The following is a 16,099-nucleotide window of genomic DNA, read 5'->3' on the forward strand; positions in this document are numbered from 1 at the left end:
GCCCCCCAGAGCATCAGCTCCGCGACGTGCTTGCCCGGCGGCACCACCACCATCACCGGTTCCCCAGCGGCTCCCCAGATCTGGGCATCCGCGACAACCACGGGTGAAGGGGCGGGCCCCACGCAGATGGAGAGCCGACCCGAGGTCCACGCCCCCCGCGAGTCACGAATGCCCACCGTGATGCGGCAGTTGTTGCAGCCCCTGCTTGGACGCACGGAGGGAGTGAATTGCGCCGTGGCGCGTTCGGCGTCCGTCCAGGTGCCCTCACAGCTCGCGCTCCACTCGTACCGAATCGAGTCTCCATCCGTGTCCGTCACGGCCACCGTCAGCACGGTGGTCTCCGCCACATCCACCCGGCCGCTCGAAGCGGAGATCCGCTGGAGGACAGGCACGTGGTTGAAGCTCGTCTCGACGATGGCGCCAGTCGCACCGGAGAGGACGCTCAAGGACAGCTTCGTGCCGGAAGCCCCGCCTCGCCCGTCGCTGACGGTGAGCGTGAGCTCCGCGGACCCGGCTTGCGAGGGGGCCGTCCAGCGGACCACCCGGCCGGTGGAGCTCGACAGCCCGCCCACGCTGGCCGTCCACGTGTACGTGAGGCTGTCCTCGGGATTGGGGTCACGGGCCACGGCAGTCAAGGTGACCTCGCTCCCCTGCGCCACCTCAGTGGAGGAGACCGCGAGCCCATCAATGACAGGCACCGCGTTTTCGAATGGGTTGGAGGGAAAGACAAACTCCTGCAAGACGATGGCGACCAGGGCCTGCTTTCCGGACTCGATGGTGACATCCGTCACGACACCCTGGTAGCGCCACCAGTGAGTGTTGTCATAGGCCAGGGCCTCAAAGCTGCGCCCGGTGCCCGCGGGGATGCCTTCCAACACTCCCTTCCAGACACCGTCCGTCAGGGTGAGCTCGGCCTCGATGGGCTCCATGTCCGACGCCGAGACGGTCACCGTCACCCGGGTGATTCCCTCGGGCGTCAGGCGCTGACCTTCGGAGACGAGCAACCGCACCGAGCCGGCTGGCTCCGGCTGCGTAGCACTACACCCGGCCGCGAACCCCAACATGAGGGCCAGGGCCGCGAGGACACTTCTTCTGTGCATGGAAGCCTCTTTCGCTTGCCACTCGAGGTGGACAGGCAGAGCGGGCAATCCTTACGCATCCAGCAACATCTGCACTGGCGTGGAGCGCGAATTCGAGGTCACTTTGACTGGCGCTTCACAGTACAAACAACCCGTGGCGGCTTGCTGGTGGAATAGTGACGCTCATCCCAGGACTCACCCTCGTTGCCTGTGCTCAGATTGAGTCACTTGGTCCTTGGATGAAGGTCGGCGGAACGGTCTTCGCAATGGTTGGCGGCATACGGTCGCGGGCATTGCCACGCAGGAAGACAATGGGGTCGAGGAGCACCGTCGCCGGAGGTAAGCACCAAGGAAAGCTGGGCGCGCTGAGGAGCGGGGATGGACGTGAGCTGCCTTGAAGGTCCTGAGCCCACCGCGAAAGCGCCAGCAGACCCCTCCGACCTCGTTCCGGCACCTGCCACGGACATGGCGACAGGTGCGAAAGCGGAGCCCCAGGCCCCAGGGCCTACCGCCGCCACTCCGGGGGAACGTTCTTCTCCACGGCGTAGCGCTCGAGTTCGGCGAGCTGCTGGCTCGCCAGCTTCAGCTCCGCCTCCACTTCCAACTGGCGCTTTGCCACCGGCTTGCCGGAGGACTCGTCCTTGCGCAGACGCGCGCGCTCCTCCTCGAAGCGGGCGACACGCGCGCGGGCCTTGCCGAAGGACGTGCGCCACCGCTCCTCCTCCTCCCGTGTGCGATTCCCCGCCAGCCTCTGCTTGAAGCGCTCCCGCTCCCAGCGCTGGATGCCCGCGGGGTTCCGGGTCCACGTCTCACGGGCTTCCCTGACGTCCTTGAGCGACACCTCGATGCGCTCCTCGTTCTCACCACTTCCCTGCCCTGACTTCAGCCAGGCCGTGCCGACCTCTGGGAGCGAGCAGGTCTCGACGGGCAGCCGCGCCCCACCGATGTGGATGCCCAGGGTGAGGCCTCGCGAGAGGAACCAGCGCAGCCGCCGCGAGTCCTCCTGCGCCGCCAGCGACTGGCTCAGCGGCCGCCAGTCCTCGAACTCCAAATCCAGCGTGCACGTCTTCCCCTCCGCCTCCAGCTCCATGCGGCGCTTCACGGCCGTGGGTGGCGAGTCGAACCGCTCGACGACCAGCACGATGAGCCCCAGCCCGTCGACCCGCTGCACCGAGAGGACCACCTGCTGCTCGGTGTCCACCTGGAAGCGCCGCACCTCGCGCTCCTCGTCGCGCGCCACGCGCTTGAGCAACTGACTCCAGCGCTCCGTGGACTCGGGCGTGGTGGGCACGGAGACGAGCTTGCTCGCATAGGCGATGGGCAGCGCCAGCCCCAGCCCATCCGCGTTCTCGATTTTCATCGAGACGACGCCGACCACCTCGCCGCGTCCGTTCAACAGCGGTCCGCCACTGTTGCCCGGATTCACCGAGGCATTGAACTGCACATAGCCAGTGCCCAGGTACTGCCGGCCCACGAAGCCCACCTTCCCTTCGTGCACGGTGAAGTCCAGGCCCTTGGGGCTGCCGATGAAGACCAGCGGGTCCCCGGGCTCCAGGCGCGTGACGTCCCCCAGTGGCAACGGGACTGCCTTCGCGCCCACGACGCGGACGGTGGCGAGGTCCAGGTCCACGTCACTGGCGACCGTCTCACCGAGCAGCTCCCGCCCGTCCGCGAGCACCGCCGTCATCATCTTGCCCGGCGGACACACCACGTGCTGGTTGGTCAGCACCAGCTCGGAGTCCACGAAGAAGCCAGAGCCCGTCTTGCTCCCACACCGCAGCGTCAACGTGCTCGGGCCGGCGCGGCGTGAAATCTCCGCGGTGGAGAGAGCCGAGGGCACGGGGGCCGCCTCGCCCGGAGTGTCTTCACCCGTGGCGAGGGCCAGGACATTCGAGCGCGTGCGCTCGAAACGCGGAGAGCGAGCCATCCAGATGCCGCCCACCAACCCGACCAGGACGCAGGCACCCACGAGCGCCCTCAGGAGTCCACGCGAGGACTCCTGGACGGGCACCACCGACTCCACGAACGGCCGCAAATCCGCGCGGGCGCCCTGGGCGCGCAGCACCTCCAGGAGCTTCTCCGCGAAGGCGCGAAAGACGCCACGCGCCAGGGGAGCCCCCGCCGTCGCGAGCAGGGTTCGCGCCTCGGAGAACGAGGGCGCGGGAGGGCCCAGCAGCGAGATGGCCCGGGCCAACGCGAAGCGCGTCCGCTCGTCAGCCACCGCGTCCCGCAACACGACGTCCACCCGGAGGCTGGCGCCGCACACACAGCGCGCCACGCTCCCCGCATCCGGAGCACCACACCGGAGGCACCTCTGCTCGACCGACTCCGACATTCCCGCGCTCCCCCTGCAACGACCCTGGTTCCTGGCACCCGTGCGTCACCCGCGAGGACCGGGTCACCCCTCGGCTGCTCCCATCATCATGCCTCCGAACGCGCGTGGAGTCCCAGCCCACCCACATCAGCCCCCGCGCCGGGGCCCGAACCCCAACCCGACAACCTCGCCCGAGCAAGCCTTCAAGCCCGGGCATCGAAATCCGAGGAACGGGTCCGGCGGCCTCCTGTCAGACCTTGCTCTCGACGAAGCCCTTTTTACGCAGCTTCGCGATGAGCGCGTCCGCCGCGGCGCGGGCCTGCTTCGCGTCCTTGAACGCAGTGCGCTTGCCGCGCCCCGGCTCGCCCAGGCTGCCCGCACGCACCCAGAGCTCGCTGCCCACCAGCGCCACGCCTCGAAAGTCCGTCTCCGTGTCCACGAAGAGCCGCTCCTTGTCGGGGCGCGCGGCCCGCGTCGCCTTCGCGCGCGACAGCGGCCGGATGGACGAGACAGGCTTGACGGCCCACACCTGGTAGCGAACGCGAATCTCCGGCTTCGGGCCATACCGGAACAGCACGCGCCAGCGGCCCCCTCCCGTGGACTCAAAGACAGCCTCGCCCCAGGACTTGAGGCCAGTGGTGGGTGACTTCGGCAGGAACGACTCCAGCGTCTTCAGGAAGACCAGATAGTCTTTCTCCTGCTTCACATAGCCAATCAGCCGCGTCCCCTCCGGCAGCGACAAGTCGAGGTCTCCCCAGGCCGTGCGCCTCACCAGGGCGAGGTCGAGGAACACGTTATTGCCCAGCAGGGGCGCGCACTTCTTCCAGAAGTCCGCGCTGATGCGCACGTTGCGGGCCCCCAGAAGCGTGGTCGAATCACTCATGTCTCTTCCATAGCATGGCCGAGCACCGACACATTCGTCTCCACGAGGTGTTTCGCTCCCTGGAGAGGGTTCGCGGGAAAGGCAGGAGCCGCATCCCCATGGACAGCTGAGACATCCCTCACTTGAAGCCAGGCACTTCTTGGAAGCCACTCGGGCCGAGGGACTTCCGGTGCCTCCAGTTCCCACACATCCACTGACGTGGGGTGGACAATGGGCGCAACGCGTCAGAAGGGTGGCGCTTGACCCAAGCCCAGGGCCCGCAGTTGGATTCGAGGGCTACAACTGCAACGGGGTTTCCAACATGATTCTTCGTGTACTGGCACTCGCAGCGCTCGTTTCCATCGTTGGCTGTGGCGGAGCAGAAGTCCCGGAGGGCACCGAGACTGGCGCCCTTCCCGAGCAGGAAGTGTCCGCGCAGGCCGCCACCTGCGAGTCCCTCCAGGGCAAGGTCTGCAGCCCGGACCGGGAGATTGGCTGTACCTTCGCCAACGGCACCCCGGGTTATTGTCTCTGCCAGGCCATTCCGCACAACAGGTGGGTCTGTCTGACCGACTGAGAATTTACGGCCGGGCCTGGAAAAAACTCTCCGGGCCCGGCCGCCTGCCTGGGGTTCAGGACACCTAATGACAATTCAGGACGACGTCCTGCGTCGAGGCGGTGTCCACATAGCAGATGCGGCTGAGCGAAGACTCGTTGCCCCAGGTGTCTCGCGCCGAGATAGAGAATGGGAGGTCACTCTGGACCGGGGCTGTGCCAGCGATGTTCCACACGTATGCGTAGGGGGCCACAGGCAGCGTCACGGTGAAGCCTCCAATCAGGCCTCCGCTCAGGGTCACCGACTGCACACCGTGCGAGTCGCTCACCGCACCCGCCGACACCAGATACGCGCGACGTGAGCCCTGGACGCTGAAGTTGAACGTCGGGCCCGTGTTGTCCGCGATCACCGTCCGGGTCTCCGGGCTGCTGGCGAAGCCCGCGTTGTCCGAGCACTGAAACAGCACGATGTAATCGCCGTCCGTGCGCGAGGTGGTGTCGACGACGAACTCGTACGGCGCGGTGGTGTCGGACTGGAGGATGACGCCATTCTCGCGCATCTCCACGTGGTGGACTCCCTCCGGGTCGTTGCAGGCCACCGTGAACTTCGGCTTCTTGGGTTGGGTGTCGTTGCGCGTGATGGAGACAATCACCGGCACGGAGTTTGACTTGACGAACGAGGCCACGAAGTTGGCCGTGTTGCCGCAACGGTCCTGCGCCAGCGCCTGGAACACGTGCGTTCCAGACGCCATCTCCGAGCCGAACGTCAGCACGTAGCCCGGCGTGGTGGGCTGGGCGACCAGGGTGCCGTCCACGAAGAGCGAGTATGGGTACTGGATGCCGCACGTATCGGTGACGTTCGCGCTGAGCGTCATCGTGGTGCCCAACTGGGACGCGCTGAACGTCACGGCGGGCGGAGTGCTGTCGAGCGGCGCGGCCCGGGTCGCGACACCCTTGTTCCCGAACGCGTCAGTGACCTCGACAATCAGGTTGTGCGCCAGCCCGTCGGTCGGTGAGTAGCTGGCGGAGTAGGTCGTCGCGGAGTTCGTCCTCGTGGCGAACACCACTCCGTCCACCTTGAAGTCCACCCGGGTAATCACGGATGCATCACTCACGGAAGCGTTGACGGTGAACGGCGGCCCGGAGGAGCTCACGGCCATCGACACCGACGGCGGTGTGTTGTCGACCCTCAGCGTGTGCGTGAGCGTCGTCACGTTACCGGCCGGGTCGGAGACCTTGATGCTCAGCGGGTAGGTACCATCGGCCCAGGTGGTGGTGTCGAACTGGTGCTCGAACGGCGGCGCCATGAGCGAGACAATCAACTGTCCGTTCCGGATGAAGTCGACCGAGTCAATTCCCGAAGCGTCGTTCGCGGTGATCAAGAACCACGGCTGCTTCAGCGAGCCCGTGACGGTGAGCGACGCAGTGGGCGGCGTCCGGTCCAGCGTCACTGTCACACTCTTGGTCACCTGATTGTTCCAGAGGTCCCATGCTTCGAGAACAATCGTATGGGGCCCCGTGGAGAGAGCGCCCGCGGGGATGAGCTGGGTGAACTGAAAGCTTGGGAGCACGACCGTTTGCACGCCGCCGTCGACCACGAGGCGCGGAGCCTGGCGGGCCTGATTGGGAGTCTCCGCGTCGGTGATCGTCCCAGTGCACTCGATGTCCGAGCCGCGCTGCCGGCAGGACAGCGTCGCCTGCGGCGGCTGGTTGTCCGGCACCGCGCCGACGTTGATCGCCGCGAAGGCAGAGGCGACCGCGCGCATCTTCGTCGAGGAGGAGGCGCCGTCAATCACCCCGGCCGCCATGAGCGCGGCGTCTCGGGCCTGGGCGTAGTCCGCCCCGACCGGGAGCGCCTCCACCGCGCGGGTCCAGATGACCGCCGCGGTGGACGGCCCGATGCCCGTGAAGCCCTCGGGGACCCTCGGGCAGTTCCAGGGCCCCGGAGACTGGCCCTGCGCCAGCGGCTGACAGCCATAGGCCAGGAGCAGGAACATCCGGTCGATGGGCCCACAGCTCTCGTGCTCATCCCAGTTGACGAGGTCCGGGGTCCACTCCGGATTGGAGGGCGTCAGGAGGCTGCGTCCTGCAACTCCGGTGTCCTCGCCTATTGTCAGATTGGCGGGGCGCAGGAGCACCTGGTCAATCTCATTCAGGGGGCGCCGCTTGAGGGTGTCGCGCCCCAGCTCGGTGAAGAAGCCCATGATGTCGCCGGTGCCCTCATTGAGGGCAGCAATCTCTCCGGACGCCCCGGAGCCCAGGCTCGGATCCCCCCACACCTCACGCATGAAGAAATCGTGGGTGATTTCGTGGGCGACGATGTCGGTGGCCGCGAGGTGGACGAGCGTCGTCACCCCCGTCGGCGCCGGATAGGTCTCATAGCCAATCAAGACCCTTGGGTCATTGCTGCTCGCGATGTAGCCCGCGTTGTCCCATGGATAGTGCATCTTGAATTCCATCGGGGGGAGCGCCTTGGACCCCGTCCGGCCGAGGAAGTACTCGAACATCGTCGACGTCATGTTCGAGGCGAAGAAGGCGTCGACCGCGGCGGTCTCTCCGTTCGTGCTCCGAGCCTCGGAGGTGACGTTGAACAGCGCGCCATCTCCGAAGGACGCATCGGGGCTCGAGTAGTCGAGATAGGTAATGGTGCCGTCGCCGTTCGGGCGCGTGGCGAGGAACTTGTTGCCCCGCTTGTCCTCGAGCTTGTACAGCGCCTTCGCCGTGTTGACGACGACCGAGAAGGTGTTGGTGCCGGAGTAGCGCCCCTTCAAGGACGCGTTGGCGTAGGTGACGTGCACCTCCGCCGGAGCCACCCGCAGGACCTTGCCCGAAAGCGCGTCTACCTCGCCCACCCACTCACGCGGAAAGGCCCAGAGAGAGCCCGGGCCACCGGTGGAGAGCGTCAGTCGGTAGATGGGCGTCAGCTCGGTGATGACACGCTCATACTGCGTCGCATCGTGAGAGCCCGCCACCGGCACACCCGGCTTGAGCCGCCGCTCCTCGTGCGGACGCAGCATCAGCTCTCCGCCGCGCAACACCGTCCCAGTGGGGTCGCCCAGCGCCGAGAGGGCCGCCGCCTCGGCCTCGCTCCGGGTGACGCGCGCCTGGGTCTCGACCTTCGCCGTGGGCTCGACGCGAACCGGGGTGACGCGGGTCTTCCCGTTCGCGGTCTTCGCACCCACGCCCCACACCGGCAGCTCGTCGACACGAAGCTGGTGGTACGTGTCGTCCCCTTCCTTCCGGGGCACCACGGACATCTCGCGCAAATCAAAGCCGCGTGCCGTCAACTCGCGCTCGACCTCGAGACGCACCGGAGTCTTCACCGATTCGCTCGCCGATTCTCCGCACGAAACAAGTAACACCGCGCCAGCCAGCACTCTCAAGAACCGCTGCATGGACATCCCCCTCTGTCTTTGTTTGATTACATGAAAACAGTGCCCCCGCAAATCGTGAACATGTGTTCTCGTTAGCCACCCTCCTCGTCCCATCAACTCCACTCCCGCCCGAGCGGATGGATGAACTCATCTGGGATTGAAGGCTCACGGCGGATGACTTCGGGATACATCGTCAGCCTGGACACAGGTTCCGATACCGCGCGCCGTCAGCCCCAGCATCAGCGTCTGGCGGCCCATTCCGATTATCGTGATTTTCAATGTAAACCTGTTCACGTGCCGCTGTTTGTCCTATGCTCGCGGGGAGGACTCGCAACTCCTTCTCAATCCAGGACATCCCATGCTGGTTTCCCAGCCACCGCCCCCCCCGACCGCCAGTCCCCTCGCTGCCCGCGCGCGCTTCCTGGCGATGCTCGTGCTTGCCGTCGGCATGTCGGCCTGCCTCTCGGAGGACAAGGGCACAGGGAGCACGGAGCAGTGGCGCGAAGGGATGTCGACCGAAGACGAGGAGGAGCCCGAGGTCTGCGACGAGTGTGACGGAGGCGCTGACGCCGGGGACGCTGGAGATGCGGGTGACGCCGGAGACGCCGGCTGTCCTCCTCCTGAGCAGGAGTTCACGGAGACAGCCACCTGTGACGACGACGCAGGCACCGATGCGGGCTCCAACACGGGTTCGGACGGCGGTGGCGGTGGTGGTTCAGACGCGGGTTCGGACGGAGGCGCCGACGCGGGTTCGGACGCAGGGCGGGATGCGGGGACGGGGCCTGTCGTGGACGCGGGCGCCGACGCAGGGACCGACGCGGGCGCCACCCTGACCGAGGGGCCGCCAGTGCAAGCCTCCTTCGCACCCCAGGCCGCGCCTGCTCCAACCCCCGTCCTGAATCCCACGCCGACCACGGCGAGTGACCGGACGAATGGCGCGGAGCGGTCACGGATGCGCGCGCGCTGTGGCATGTGCGAGCTGCGACCCAGAGGGCCCATCGATCCGAACAAGGTGCCCTACATCTCCGTGCATGGCATCGGCGCCGGGCCCGAAGTGATGGACCCGGCCATCAACAACTTCCCTTCCAATGCGCAGGTCTACGACTTCTTCTACCCGGACAACCGGCACCCCATGGAGACGGCGGACTGCCTGCGCAACGCCATCGTTCAGGCGCGGGGAGCGCACTCGGGGACGACCGTGCAGGTGGTGGCGCATTCACTCGGCGCAATCATCGCGACGGGCGCGGACCACTCGCTCGCGGACGAAGAATGGATGCCGACGGAGGTCCCCACCAACTGCGGATTCATGAAGAAGGTGCGCGGCCGGCATCGCAAGGGCTTCGTGCTCGAACCGGCGCCCAGCCCGAGTCAGCTCGACCTCCGGATGACCCTGATCGACCCCGTCTTCCAGGGGTTCACGGATGCTCCGCTGATTGTCTCCGACTGCGTGCCCGGACCGGGAGACCTCACCGCGGGCAGCGCGCTCATGCAGACGCTGAACACCCGGCCCACGTTCTCCAGGCAACGCAGGGTGTTCTATGCCAACCACCCGAGTGATGACAAAGCCCGCGACCTCACCGAGTTCGATGACGCGGACCTCGAGCTGATCTGCAAGGCGATCCGAGGGGAGACCGTGCGCACCCGGAAGTTCGGCCTCATCAACGCGTGGAACGCCGTCAAGAACCTGCGGGCCGGTCCGGGAGGGAAGAAGCTCAAGGACGCCCTGGGCTGCGGCGGCTGCTCCGCGGCGCGCATCAAGGAGCTCGCCGGGCAGGTGGCACCCCGGTTGCCAGGCGACCACACAAAGGTCATCGAAGAAGTCACCTTCTGACCCCTCCTCTTCCCACGCTCGAACGCGAACATGAGGTGAGGAAGAAATCCCCCGTCGCACGTTATCTCGCGAGGAAAGGCAGAGACGCTTTCCGGAGCCCCACGCCCAACCTGGGCGCGGAGGCCTCAATCCACAGCACAAGGGGACAACACCATGAAGCGAGCGTCCATCGTTGTTTCGGCGGTGATGATGTCGGTCGGGTTTTCCAGCACGGCCCTGGCGGCCCCCATCACCGTGAATGGCTACGTCTGCGCGGCGAAGTACACCCGGCAACCCAATGTCGTCTACGGCCAGGGCTACGTGGTCGTGCAGGTGAACACCGGGGCGAACTGCACGGGGAGCTTCGTCGGCAGCTATTACTATCTGGGCTCGGGTGCCTCGTCCGCCGGCTACCAGTACAGCGAGGCCGAGCGCCTGGGCCTGTTCGAGCGCGCCACCCAGGCCGCCACCCAGGGCACGCAGGTCACCCTGTACGTGGAAGGCGCGGGCATCGGCATCCTCGACACCACCTACCGCGGCGACTGACGTCGGCCGGGCTTTCGCGCTCGCCTCCGACGAGGAACAACGCCTGGGGGCGAGCGTGCGCCCATGCGTTGCCGAGCACGGCTGCCGAGGGAGGGCCCTCGTCATCGCCCACGGGCGGAGCAGCGGCGCGTAGGATGCGCCGCCATGGACTTCCAGGCGCGACTCGAGGCGCTCACGCACCTGCTCGGGCCCTGGTCCCCACTCTGGTCCCGCTCCATCCTCCAGGGCTGGCCCGAGTCCGGCGCCGCCTATCCCGAGGACTGGCTTGCCTATGCCCGGTCGCTCGATGAAGCGGGCGAGCGGCGGCTGGACCAGGGGGTGCACGTGGGCGTCCCTCCTCCGTCCCTGGGCGCGCTCCTCGGCGCACTCCAGGAACTGACAGTGCTGCCCTGGCACGAGGGCATTCATCCGCTGACAGTCGCGCAGACGCAGGGACTCAGCACCAAGAAGACCCACGAACTCGAGCGGGTGCTCGCCCTGCTCGCGCCGAGAACGCGCTTCATCCACCAGGCGGTCGATATCGGCGGCGGCATGGGACATCTCGCCCGCCTCTGTGCGCGGACGTTCGGGTGGACCTTCCACAGCATCGATAGGGATGCCGCACTGCAGGACAAGGGCCGGCGGTGGTTGACGAGAACCCACTCCCCGGTCGGGGACACCCTGTCTTTCATCCAGGCCTCCGTCGAGGACGGACTCCAACCGCGAATCGACCCGCTCTTCTCCGGCCTGGACCGGGCTTCTATCGGCCTGCACACCTGCGGGCCGCTCGCCCTCACGCAGCTCCGCAAGAGCCAGGGGGCGGGCTTCGTCCTGAACATCGGCTGCTGCTACGACAAGCTGGAGGTCCCTCGGGACTACCCCGTGTCCGGCTTCGGGGGCGCGCACCCACTGCCCTTCACCTCGCACGCCCTGGCGCTGACGACGCGGGGACGGCATCACAAGACCGAGGTGGAGTTCGCGCGGATGAAGCGGGTCTACGCGTGGCGCTTCGCGTTCGATCTCCTAGCGAAGCGGCACTTCCCCGAGCGCGGCTTCGTGAGGGCCGGGGACGCGCCCCGAGCGCTCTATGACGGCCCCTTCGCCGTCTACGCACTCGACCGCATGGAGCGCCTGGGCCTCGACCCCCGCATGACGGACGCCGAGCTGAATGCCTTCGAGGTGTCCGTTCGCGCCGAGACGCGGGAGCTTTTGCTCTGCCATCTGCTGAGGGACCGCTTCGCGAGGGCGTTGGAAGTCGTGCTCCTGCTTGATCGCGCAATCCTCCTGGAGGAGCTGGGCTTCCAGGTCGAACTCCTCCAGCTCTTCGATCGGCGCCTGTCTCCGCGCAACCTCGCGCTCATCGCGTCGCGGAGCGCTTGAGCACGGGCCGGGCCCCGTGGGAAACGCCTGTCCAGGCCGCCCTCCCACGAGGGGCACCGCGGGGGCCTGGACAAGCTCACCTCGAGCCGCTCACAGTCCGTCGTGGTAGCAGAAGCCGTAGGTGCGGTCGGTCGGTCCACCCATGCACGGGACTCAACGGCAGACGCGCGGACTTGTCGCGAGCGTCTTTACCAATCTGTCAACTTTGTCCTATTTTCCCCACATGACATGACTGCACGTATGATTGGCGTCACGCGCGGCGTGGGCCGCGCGAATCCCTCGCGCGACCCCGCTTTAGCCAGACACGGACTAGCAGTTCTGCCTGCAGGGCGGCGGGGGGCCGACAGGCGGAGGGCTCCCGGCAGGAGGCGTGTTGATGCTGCTGTGGCAGGTGTAGAGCTGCAGGTCAAAGCAGTACTGGCGGTAGTACTGGGCTGACGCTCCGGAGCCATACATATACTGGGAGCAGTTCCAGAAGCTCCACTTGTACGGCGTCCCGCTCGGACAGCTCGAGTCCAGCCACCCACCGCTGCCGTAGTCGCGACAAGCACCCTGGTACGTCCCGGGCTGACACACGTTCTGCTCCACCTCGCCCACTTCCACCGTCTCGGCGGACGCCTCGTCCATCGGCGCTCCACCACAGGCAGAGGCGCCCAACCACATCGCCCCCAGGAACAACGGCCGCATGACTTGCTTCAACATGGATTGACCTCTTGGATTGTCAGCCCTGCCGTGACCCTTTCGGCGGCAGGTAGAGGCCACTCTGCTTGTCGTGCTGATTAACCGGGATTAATCACAATTAAATGTGACGATTGCCAGGCCGGTCCGGCGGGCGAAGACCGCGCCACCCTCGCGCCTGAATGAAGGCAGGCGCGGCCTCGGGCCATCCCCGTGGGAACGGGAGGTGGGGCGAAGGTCTGCCGGCCCCACCTCCTCGCGACGTCCCGGCTCAGCGCGCCTGGGCGATGCGGTTGTTGGTTCCGGTGTTGCTGACGCGCGGCTTCTTGCCCTTCTCCGCGCCCTGCTTCCAGGAGACCTTGTTGCCGCTGCCCGTCGTCTCGATGCGGTGCGCGGTGTGGACCACGACCTGGTTGTCGCTGCCCGTCACCTCGACGAGCTCGCAGGTCCCCGTCAGGGTGACCTTGTTGTCGGAGCCGACAATCTCCACCTTGCCCCCGTCGGCACAGTCGTGCGTCACAGTGCGCTCGGAGTCCACCAGTTCGAGCGAGCCGCTGCGCCGCGACGACGTGTCAGCCTCGTCGTCATCGTCATGCGCCATGGCGCCATCGACCTGGACGTCGACGCCTCCGCCCGAGCGTACCCGTGTCGTTCCGCCACGCGTCTCGACGGTATTTCCCTGCGCCTTCACCTTCACGCTTCCGTCCTTGCCGACCTTGACCGACGCGGCCTCGTCCTCATCCTGGGCGCTGGCCGTCATGGACCCCAGGACACATGCGATGACGATGAAGGCCTTCGATTTGAATGGGTTGTGCATTGCGGTGGACCCCTTGAGTGGCTGGATGCGCAATGTACGCAACGGCGTCGCGGAGATTCAAAATCCCCGCGACATATCGCGCGACAGTCCAGTGGATTGCAGTGAGCCTTCATCTCGGCACATGCAGCGGAGGGGCATGGCGAACCTGGCGGACCTCGACCCGGAGTGGCGGGCGTGATGCCCCGCGTCCCTAGGCCTTCGCGAGGACGGGGCCGAGCACCTTCAGCAGTTCCTCGGGCGCCTCGGACACCCATGCGGGCGGAATCTCCACGTATTCGTCACGCAGCACCTTCACGAGGCGGTCCGCCAGCGCGCGGTCCTCCGGCCATGCGGGGACGAGGTACTCACGGACCAGCAGCTCCACCGTGGCCGTCTGCCGCCAGATGACCTGGGACAGCCGCTCGAGCACCCCGGGCGGCTCCACCTTCATGCCTCGCGCCAGGGCGTGGTACGCGGCCGGGTCCTCCACCCTCGACAGGCAGGCGTAGAGCCGCCCGCGCACCGCGTCGTCCTGCTCCGCTTCCAGCCCGGAGAAGAGCAGCGGCCGAGTCTTCTCCGGCCAGTGATTGAAGAGCACCTGGTACAGCGCGCTCCGCACCGGGGCGAACCGGGGTCCCCCATTCTCCGGGGCCCGCAGCGCGGCCACGAGCTGCTCGAAGGCCTCGGGAGTATCCACGAAGGTCTTGCTGCCATACGCGGCGCGGACCATGACGGGGGCGTCCTGGACGCTGTCCATGCGCGCCTTCAGCGAGCCCGTGGTGAAGGGCTGCTGGGGGTCCCGCTTCGAGCCGCCCCGGGTCCGCACCTTCTTCGGACAGGGCTCGAAGGTCTCCGACGCCGGAGTGCCCACCGCCGAGCGCATGAGCTTCCGCACCTCGCCGTCCTCCACCCAGGGGTAGAGCGGCGCCAGGACGACCCCCTTCTTCCGCTCCAGCGTGGCCACGTAGTAGTGCCCGGCGATGTCCACGAGGACCTGGAACCGGTCGGGTTCGAGCACCGCGGCGATATGCGCCAGCATCCGCAGTGCCTTCGGGAGCTCGAAGAAGCGCTTGGGCAGGCGCAGCAGGTGCTCCTCGGCGGAAGCATCCTTCGTCGTGCCGTCGAAGAGGTCGAGCAGGCTGTCCGCGTCGACGGACAGCGGGACCCGGGCGGCCTCCCCTTTCGGCACCGCGAACCCGACCCGCTCATCCTCCTTCATGGACCAGCAGACCTCCGCCTCGTCGAGTTCATCATCAGAGGCCAGGAGCACGCCGTGCTCGAACTCCCAGAACGTGTCCTGGAACACCACGCAGATGAGCGCCTCCGGAAAGTCATCCAGGGCGTCCAGCAGCACCTGCTCCACCTTCTCCTTCTCGTGTAGGTCCGGGCCCGCGGTGATGCCGTGCCTCTGGAGCGTTGGCCGCACCTCTTCCGAGGCCTCGCAGCCACGAATCTTCACGTAGTCGACGTGGGACATGCCCCCGGTCCTCCAGTACCTGCGTGGGATTGAGCCATTCCTCCGCTACTCGGTGGCCGCCTCGGGCCACCACGATGCCGGGTAGGGACGCCTGGGGACCTGCGCTCCGTTCGTCGGTCGGAGGCTCGCGAGCTGGCAGCTTCCGTCCGGCGCGCGACCCACCGCCCAGCGCAGGTCCGGACTGAAGGATTCGAGCGTCACGAGCGTCCGCAGGGCCATCGGATAGAAGAGCTTCAGCGTCCGGGTATCGAGGATGACAAGCGGGTCGAGGCTCAGGGCCACCCAGCTCTCGCCGAGCCACCGCGAACCACCCGCCCAGGAGGCCGGAATGCCTCCAGATGCCCCCAGGACCGCATTCCGCACGCGCTCGGGCAACTTCGGCCGACGGATGGCCCCGGAGGACACCTCCTCGAGCACCGGCGCCCGCCCATCCCTCGGGTCAAGGTCCAGCGCATACCGACGGCTGGGTGAAAAGGAGCGACTCTCGCCATCGTCCGGCCACACCTGCGTCGCGCCCACCACGCCGGTGCTCGGGTCCCACAGCGCGCTGAGGAGCTCTCTCTCGGCGGGTGGATCGTAGTCACCGGCGAAATACTGCACGCCAGGGAGCGAGGAGACCCCGAATCGAAGCAGGTAGCGCGCTCCTTGTTTCTCCCAGCCCATGGGCGTCACCCACCGCAGCTCGGGTATCCGGAGGGATGGGGACACTCCCCCGTCACGCTCGATGACACGGATTGCATTGTCGGAGCTCCGCAACGCGACCGAGTGCCGCTCCGGATGGACCTCGAAGGAGTACGGTCCCTCCAGTCCCTCGGCCCAGTCACCATGGAACCGGACCTCGTCCGAGCCTCCGTCACCCCGGTACCATCGGCACGCGACGCCGAGGGTCCGAGCGCTCCCGCCATCCGGAGTCAGGCCTCGGCAGCCGACACAGGTGCTCAACGCATCACCGCCGCAGGCGAGATGCTCGTTGGAGGCCGCGGCGCCCGTCAGGAGTACAGGGGGAGTCCGGGTACCCGGCTCGACGGCCCAGATGCGCCTCGTTCCAGCATCCTCCGGTTCTTCGAGCAGCATGTGTCGCCCACCCGGGGTGAAGGCCAGGTAGCCGGCTCCGGAAGGCGCGCAGGGTTGGAAGGGCTCGAGGACGAAGCCTTCCGGATTCTCTGAGCGAGGAGACGCCGCCAGCGTCACTCCCGCGAGCACGAGCCCCAACACCACGGTCCCCAGTCGTTTCACCAGACCCTCCCGT

The 16,099-nt window shown here is 67.1% G+C and carries 12 protein-coding genes; 4 read left to right on the plus strand and 8 right to left on the minus strand.

All coding sequences use genetic code 11. The annotated features are described in order from the left end of the window. The 3 genes from HR086_RS13760 to HR086_RS13770 all read right to left on the minus strand — a co-directional run. Window positions 1–1,100: Ig-like domain-containing protein (locus HR086_RS13760; protein ID WP_373564297.1), on the minus strand; the 1,100-nt coding region annotated here is incomplete at its 3' end. A gap of 484 nt (window positions 1,101–1,584) precedes the next feature. Next, window positions 1,585–3,414 (minus strand): S1C family serine protease, encoded by a 1,830-nt coding sequence (locus tag HR086_RS13765; RefSeq protein ID WP_174453403.1) that lies wholly within the window; start codon window positions 3,412–3,414, stop codon window positions 1,585–1,587. 229 nt (window positions 3,415–3,643) lie between these two features. Then, window positions 3,644–4,276 (minus strand): hypothetical protein, encoded by a 633-nt coding sequence (locus tag HR086_RS13770; protein ID WP_174465856.1) that lies wholly within the window; start codon window positions 4,274–4,276, stop codon window positions 3,644–3,646. 301 nt (window positions 4,277–4,577) lie between these two features. Between HR086_RS13770 and HR086_RS13775 the strand changes: the two genes are divergently transcribed. Then, window positions 4,578–4,832 carry a hypothetical protein gene (locus tag HR086_RS13775; RefSeq protein ID WP_141644129.1) on the plus strand — a complete coding sequence of 85 codons (255 nt, stop codon included), beginning with the start codon at window positions 4,578–4,580 and terminating at the stop codon, window positions 4,830–4,832. A gap of 64 nt (window positions 4,833–4,896) precedes the next feature. Here HR086_RS13775 and HR086_RS13780 read toward each other — a convergent pair whose 3' ends face one another. Continuing rightward, window positions 4,897–8,121, minus strand: a complete 3,225-nt coding sequence (locus HR086_RS13780; protein WP_174465857.1) for an Ig-like domain-containing protein — start codon at window positions 8,119–8,121, stop codon at window positions 4,897–4,899. Window positions 8,122–8,692: 571 nt separating this feature from the next. Between HR086_RS13780 and HR086_RS13785 the strand changes: the two genes are divergently transcribed. The 3 genes from HR086_RS13785 (at window position 8,693) to HR086_RS13795 (ending at window position 11,899) form a co-directional block, all read left to right on the plus strand. After that, entirely contained in the window at window positions 8,693–10,015 is a 1,323-nt protein-coding gene (locus HR086_RS13785) for a triacylglycerol lipase (RefSeq protein ID WP_174465858.1), read from the plus strand. A 153-nt stretch (window positions 10,016–10,168) separates the two neighbouring features. Beyond that, on the plus strand, window positions 10,169–10,540 hold the full coding sequence (locus HR086_RS13790; RefSeq protein WP_141645263.1) for a hypothetical protein: 372 nt from the start codon (window positions 10,169–10,171) through the stop codon (window positions 10,538–10,540). A 144-nt stretch (window positions 10,541–10,684) separates the two neighbouring features. Next, on the plus strand, window positions 10,685–11,899 hold the full coding sequence (locus HR086_RS13795; protein ID WP_174465859.1) for a methyltransferase: 1,215 nt from the start codon (window positions 10,685–10,687) through the stop codon (window positions 11,897–11,899). 309 nt (window positions 11,900–12,208) lie between these two features. Here HR086_RS13795 and HR086_RS13800 read toward each other — a convergent pair whose 3' ends face one another. From HR086_RS13800 to HR086_RS13815, 4 genes are all read right to left on the minus strand, one after another. After that, window positions 12,209–12,601 (minus strand): hypothetical protein, encoded by a 393-nt coding sequence (locus tag HR086_RS13800; RefSeq protein WP_174453398.1) that lies wholly within the window; start codon window positions 12,599–12,601, stop codon window positions 12,209–12,211. A gap of 247 nt (window positions 12,602–12,848) precedes the next feature. Continuing rightward, window positions 12,849–13,394, minus strand: a complete 546-nt coding sequence (locus HR086_RS13805; RefSeq protein ID WP_174453397.1) for a DUF3060 domain-containing protein — start codon at window positions 13,392–13,394, stop codon at window positions 12,849–12,851. A 190-nt stretch (window positions 13,395–13,584) separates the two neighbouring features. After that, window positions 13,585–14,850, minus strand: coding sequence for a hypothetical protein (locus HR086_RS13810; protein ID WP_174465860.1), 1,266 nt, complete (start codon window positions 14,848–14,850; stop codon window positions 13,585–13,587). A 45-nt stretch (window positions 14,851–14,895) separates the two neighbouring features. Then, the gene (locus HR086_RS13815) at window positions 14,896–16,086 is read right to left on the minus strand and encodes a hypothetical protein (RefSeq protein ID WP_174465861.1); all 1,191 of its coding nucleotides are present in this window, start codon (window positions 16,084–16,086) and stop codon (window positions 14,896–14,898) included. Between the last annotated feature and the right edge of the window lie 13 nt (window positions 16,087–16,099).

Source organism: Myxococcus sp. CA039A, assembly GCF_013336645.1.
Lineage (GTDB): Bacteria > Myxococcota > Myxococcia > Myxococcales > Myxococcaceae > Myxococcus > Myxococcus llanfairpwllgwyngyllgogerychwyrndrobwllllantysiliogogogochensis.